Consider the following 5187-nt stretch of genomic DNA (forward strand, 5'->3'; position numbering starts at 1 on the left):
ACACCGCCGCCGAGCCGATGCGCGCCAAGGACATCTGCCGCGCACTCGGCACCGGCACCACCGCCAAGGACACCGAAGGACTCCGAGCCAAGCTGCGGAACCCGGGGGACTCTCTGGCGGAGTCGTTGTCGGCGTACGAGTGTGCGTCCCCAGGTAGGTACGGATGAACGTGGCCAGGTCAGGCGACGTTGGCTTGGCTTTCGATGGCGGTGAGGCGGTTCTTGAGTCGGTAGCTGGGTCCGTTGATGGCGACGACGTCGCAGTGGTGCAGGAGACGGTCGAGGATGGCGGTGGCGAGGACTTCGTCGCCGAAGACTTGGCCCCATTCGCCGAAGCTCTTGTTCGAGGTGAGCAGGGTGGAGCCCTTCTCGTATCGCTTTGGGATGACTTGGAAGACGAGGTTGGCTTGGGCGCGTTCGAGGGGTTGGTAGCCGACCTCGTCGATCACGAGGACGTTGGGGCGTAGGTAGGTGTGCAGTTTGCGGGCCAGTCGTCCGATGGCGTCGGCGGCGGTGAGGTGGCGGACCATGTCGTCGAGGCTGGTGAAGTAGACGGTGAACCCGGCTCGGCAGGCGGCGACGGCGAGGGCGACGGCGATGTGGGTCTTGCCGACGCCGGGCGGGCCGAGGAGGGCGACGTTGGCTTTGGCTTGCACGAACGCGAGGGTGGCCAGGTCCCGGATCTTGCGGGGGTCGAGGTCGGGTTGGAACGCGAAGTCGTATTCGTCGAGGGTTTTGTGGTGCGGCAGTTTCGACAGTCGAAGCGCTGAGCGGAAGCGGCGTTCGTCGCGGACGGCCTGCTCTTCTTCGAGGACGAGGTCGAGGAAGTCGAGGTAGCCCATGGCCTCGGTGTCGGCGCGGGCGGTGAGGTCGGCGAGGGTGCGGGCCAGGTGTGGCAGGCCGAGCCTGGTGGCGGTGGCGCGGATGCGGTCGGCGACGAGGTCACTCACGTGCTGGTGCCCTTCGGGTAGCTGCGGCCGGTGGTGAAGGGGCTGGTGCCGGCGATCTGGTCATAGACCGACAGTGGCCTGCGGTCGACGGTGACCTGGGCTGCGGCGGCCCGGTTCAGCAGCGCCTGCAGCGGGCTGGCGCCGGGTGTGGGGCGGCTGCGCTGGGGTGGGGTGGGGTGTCGCCGGTGGTGGTCGCGCGGGTGTGTCCGTCGGGCAGGCCGTCCCAGTGGGCGGGGTCGACGATGCGGGCGCCGCGTCCGACCGCCCTCGGGTGGGTGGCCAGCAGGGTCTCGCCGTGCTGATCTGGGATGGTGGCGTGGATGGCGATGGTCGCTGCGGTCGCGCGGACCTCGACCAACTGCCGGTGCCGGACCCGACGGGCCGGAACCGAGTAGAGGTTCGCGTCGTAGGCGACCAGGCAGTCCTTGCCGACATGCCGCAGATGCCGGACGGCGACCACATACGGCCGAGCTGGCATCGGACGTAATGTGGCATGATCTCGGAACGCACGGACTCCGATGACCTCACCGTGGGTGCGGTGGGTTCGGGCCCGCCGCATCGGCACCCACTGCATAAACGCAGCATCCAGGTCGGCCAGTGACGAGAAGCCCCGACCCGCGAGGACGTGATCGCGGACGATCGTGACCTGACGCTCGACCCGGCCCTTGCCGGTGGGTCGGTAGGCCGCCAGGACGTCGATGTCGAAGTCGTAGTGCCCGGCGAACGCGACCGCCTCGGGGTGCAGCGGCACCGCCTGCCCGGGGGCGACGTGGCGGCGCACAACTGTCTTCGTCCGGTCGTAGACGATCGACTTGGGCACCCCGGCGAAGTGGGCGAACGCCCGCCGATGGCACTCCCAGAACGCCGACAGGTCCTGACTGGTGGTGAAGCAGCAGAACGGATCCCGCGAATACGACAGCACCATGTGGAACGAATAGACCTTCGCGATCCCGACGTGAGCCAGAATCCCGCCCTCGTCGCCCCAGTCGACCTGCGCCTGCGCACCAGGCACCACCTCGAACCGGCGGTGCAGGCCAGCGAGTTCGTCCGAGCCGATGCCCATCTCCGCCGCGATCCGCGGCCGAGCCTCCTGCAGATACAGCTTCACCCGCTGGTAGTTGCCGGTGAACCCGTACTGCTCCACCAGCCGTTCGTGAATCACCGTGCCCTTGAGCAGCAACTCCGCCCGCAACCACGCGTCGATCACATGCGCGAACGGGCTCAACACCGACACCCGGGCATCCCGACGCGGTGACCGCTGCGGCGGCGCCGGCACCGTCTCATCAGCCAGGTACTTCCGCACCGTCTTGCGGTCCAGTCCGGTCTCCCGAGCGATCTGCGACAGACTCAGCCCCGCCTCGCGCAGCGCACGGTACCGGCGCAGCTCCAGCCACCGCTCCGACCGCAGAACCATCGCCGCCCTCCGCCCCAGCTCATACCGGGCGAAGTCTTACTCATCGGACACCCCACCAGGCCATCGCCACGCCGTGGCCTGGCCACGTTCATCCGTACCTACCTGGGGACACCAACCCGTACGCCGACAGTCGTTCTACGGCTGGGATGGCGTGCGTAGCTGGCAGTCACTCGAACGTGACCTCCGCATCGACGCGACGCACGACGGACGCGGCCATGTCAGTCTCCGTTCCGTCATTCGAGGTCCCCGGGGCTGTGAACCGGGAGCGTGGGAGGCATCCGTCGTGGTGACCCTCGACAGCGGCGAGGACATGCGACGTCTCGTCGCTGAACTCACCGAGTTGGTCTCGTAGCACGCATGGCCGGAAGCACGATCGACTGCTACTTCCGAAGATCGGCCGCACGGTCGATCACGACGAGTGAAGGTTCCGGCTGGTGCCGCGCACGATGCGGCAAATGAGTAACCGGGGTCTGGTGGGCAAACCTCGGTCCCGCGGGGTGCACACCGATGGTGTCAGCTTGTCCTCGGCCCAACGGCTAACCCCGCGATACTCCCGGGTAGGGCCGCGACCAATCGGTGCAGCTTCCGGGTACTTGGCGTCGGGGGAGGTCAGGTGTGCGAGTTCGGTGGCTTCTCGGCCTGCAGTTGTGTCTCCGTCTCAGCGAATCCCACTGAGCGGTAGACCCGGATGGCCAGATACTGCGGGTCGGCCACCATCACCAGCGTGCGTGCGCGGAGTTCAGTGAAGCCGTAAGCGCTCACGTGGTGCACCAGCGTCCCGGCCAGCCCGCGGTCGCGGGCATCGGGACGGGTCTCGACGGACTGGAAGCGGGCAAGTCCTTCGCCGGCGTGGAAGAGTCCCATGCCGGAGAGCAGGCGATCGTCCTTGAAGGCGCCGAACCAGGCGCCGTGACCGCTCTCGACGAGGCGACGGACGGTTGCCACCTTGGCGACCGTGAAGTCGTGGTAGGACTGCGCATCGAGGCCTTCGCCGATGCAGGACATGCGTAGCTCGATCAGTTGCTCCCAGTCCTTGTCACTGGACAAGGCGCGGTACTTGGCGTCCCGGTTCGGCCGTGGCGGTTCGTGGACTGTGGTGGCGGTCATGACTGCCTGACCCTCGACGCTCAATCCCCTGTTCCTGAAGGGAGAGAGGTCGTCGGCCGATCCGTCGACACCGTCGAAACCGAGCGCGATGTGGTTCGCCTCGGGGAACTCGTTCGCGAACGCCTTGAGCCAGTGGTCGGTGTCCTCGGCTGTGGGTGGGGACTGAAGGAGCAGAAAGTTGCCCCACCAGTGGCCGGGATTGTGCGGTGACCGTACCGCGATATGGTCGCCCCGGTCCTCGATCTCGCTCCCTCCGAGCCGGAGCAGCGCCAGGTCAGTTTGGTAGCCAAGCGAGTTGATATGCACTCCGAAACTCTAAACCCAGTCTTTCAACCGGCTTGGGCCGCGAACATTCACGGTCAGTAGCCGGCGATCGGGGGCCGTGTAATGCATCAAGTGGAGTCGACGTGTAACCCATCAAGGTACGACACCGGCCGCCGGCGATGTCGGGTCTCAGCTCAGTAGGTTCGGGAGCCGGCCGACCACCGATACCTTCGTGGTCTCCGGCGTGGTGGTACTCGGCGACGGCGCGTCCTTCACCAGGATGACCACGGCGGCTGCGCCGGCATCGGCGTCCACGCCGACGCCATCGACGGCGCCCCAATGCTCATCACGACCACAGGCGGGTTGGCCGCCGGGAGGCTGACCGACGCGCAGGCGCTCACCGACGGCACCTGCCGATTCCGGTTCTCTGTCCGCGGGGCACCGCCCGGGCAGGACGCCGACCTGGTCGTGGTTGCCGACCGGGATCCCCGCCAGTACACCGAACAGGAGCTGACCGGCGGTGAGCCTGCGCGTCGACTGAAACCGGTCAGAGGTCCAGCGGCTCCGGGGTCTGTGGCCAGTCCCCGGACTCTCCGCGGGTCGGTAACGAGCTGCCGGGCGGACAGGTCCGACTCGGGCGACTCATCGGCAGGACCGAGCATCATCCTGATCGGCCGACTATGACGCCGCGTGACACCCGGTCAGCAGATGCGGATGCCCGTAGACATCAGCGGACAGATACCTCGTCGAGGCCGTACCGCACCATTTCGTGCAAGTCCTCGGCGATCAGCTCCCTCGCGAGGCCACGATCCACGAACGCTGCTAACGAGCGGCCGATCTCGTCTCCCGCCACGTCGGCCAGGTCCTCATCGTGTGCGGCGTGCCGCAACCGTCCAATGCGCGCAGGTCGTTCCAGCTCGCGAGGTCAACCGCGGCCTGGCACCGAAGACTCGGATCCTCCGACTGGTCCAGCAGCACCGCGTGCAAGCGCTCGGCGCGCCAGTCCCACTGCGGCTGCTCGGCGGTCCGCAAGCCGTCGCGCAGCTCCCTTGGTGGCCGGTATCCGTGTTCTTCAACGTAATGCAGGGTCATTCGCCGCGACCGAGCTCGACGCCTAACCACCGCACAGGGAGAGACTTCAGTATGGATGCCACGCCCCCGCAGGCCCGCAGGTTTAGCTCGACGATCGGCGACGACGCCATCCGCTTCGGCGACCGGATCCTCATCGCGCCCGCCCTCGACAAAGAGGCCAGCAGGTCGATGAGCGCCTACACGTCGCTCCTCTACGCCGGGGCGAGGGCCGGCCTGCCGGCCCCCTACGCGGAGATCTGGGTGGTGCTCAGCGGAGCTGTACGAGTGGGCGCTGGAAGCGACGCCGTAACGGTGCACGCAGGGGATTTTGTTCACGTTCCCGAGCAGGCGCCCGGGGTCGTCGAGGCCATCGAGGACACCA

The 5187-nt window shown here is 67.4% G+C and carries 6 protein-coding genes; 2 read left to right on the top strand and 4 right to left on the bottom strand.

Features of this window, described 5'->3' with window-relative positions:
• Window positions 1-178 precede the first annotated feature (178 nt).
• Window positions 179-949 carry an IS21-like element helper ATPase IstB gene (gene istB / locus AB0M52_RS30110; RefSeq protein WP_363960747.1) on the bottom strand — a complete coding sequence of 257 codons (771 nt, stop codon included), beginning with the start codon at window positions 947-949 and terminating at the stop codon, window positions 179-181.
• 115 nt (window positions 950-1064) lie between these two features.
• Window positions 1065-2363 (bottom strand): IS21 family transposase, encoded by a 1299-nt coding sequence (gene istA / locus AB0M52_RS30115; protein ID WP_363960749.1) that lies wholly within the window; start codon window positions 2361-2363, stop codon window positions 1065-1067.
• A 73-nt stretch (window positions 2364-2436) separates the two neighbouring features.
• Between istA and AB0M52_RS30120 the strand changes: the two genes are divergently transcribed.
• Window positions 2437-2715 carry a DUF6228 family protein gene (locus tag AB0M52_RS30120; protein ID WP_363960751.1) on the top strand — a complete coding sequence of 93 codons (279 nt, stop codon included), beginning with the start codon at window positions 2437-2439 and terminating at the stop codon, window positions 2713-2715.
• 257 nt (window positions 2716-2972) lie between these two features.
• Here the strand turns inward: AB0M52_RS30120 and AB0M52_RS30125 are convergent, their stop codons facing one another.
• A complete protein-coding gene (locus tag AB0M52_RS30125; RefSeq protein ID WP_363960753.1) occupies window positions 2973-3776 on the bottom strand; it encodes a GNAT family N-acetyltransferase in 804 nt (267 codons plus the stop codon).
• A 147-nt stretch (window positions 3777-3923) separates the two neighbouring features.
• Window positions 3924-4049: a hypothetical protein gene (locus AB0M52_RS30130; RefSeq protein WP_363960755.1), complete on the bottom strand. Its 126-nt coding sequence runs from the start codon at window positions 4047-4049 to the stop codon at window positions 3924-3926.
• 828 nt (window positions 4050-4877) lie between these two features.
• Here AB0M52_RS30130 and AB0M52_RS30135 point away from each other — a divergent pair.
• Window positions 4878-5187: cupin domain-containing protein (locus AB0M52_RS30135; RefSeq protein WP_363960757.1), on the top strand; the 310-nt coding region annotated here is incomplete at its 3' end.

Origin of the sequence: Micromonospora sp. NPDC051296, from assembly GCF_040682255.1 — a bacterium.
Taxonomy (GTDB): Bacteria; Actinomycetota; Actinomycetes; order Mycobacteriales; family Micromonosporaceae; genus Micromonospora; species Micromonospora craterilacus.

What these genes read in the sequence shown, in the direction of transcription:
- istA (WP_363960749.1), bottom strand. Translation starts at nt 2,363, where the DNA reads ATGGTTCTGCGGTCGGAGCGGTGGCTGGAGCTGCGCCGGTACCGTGCG.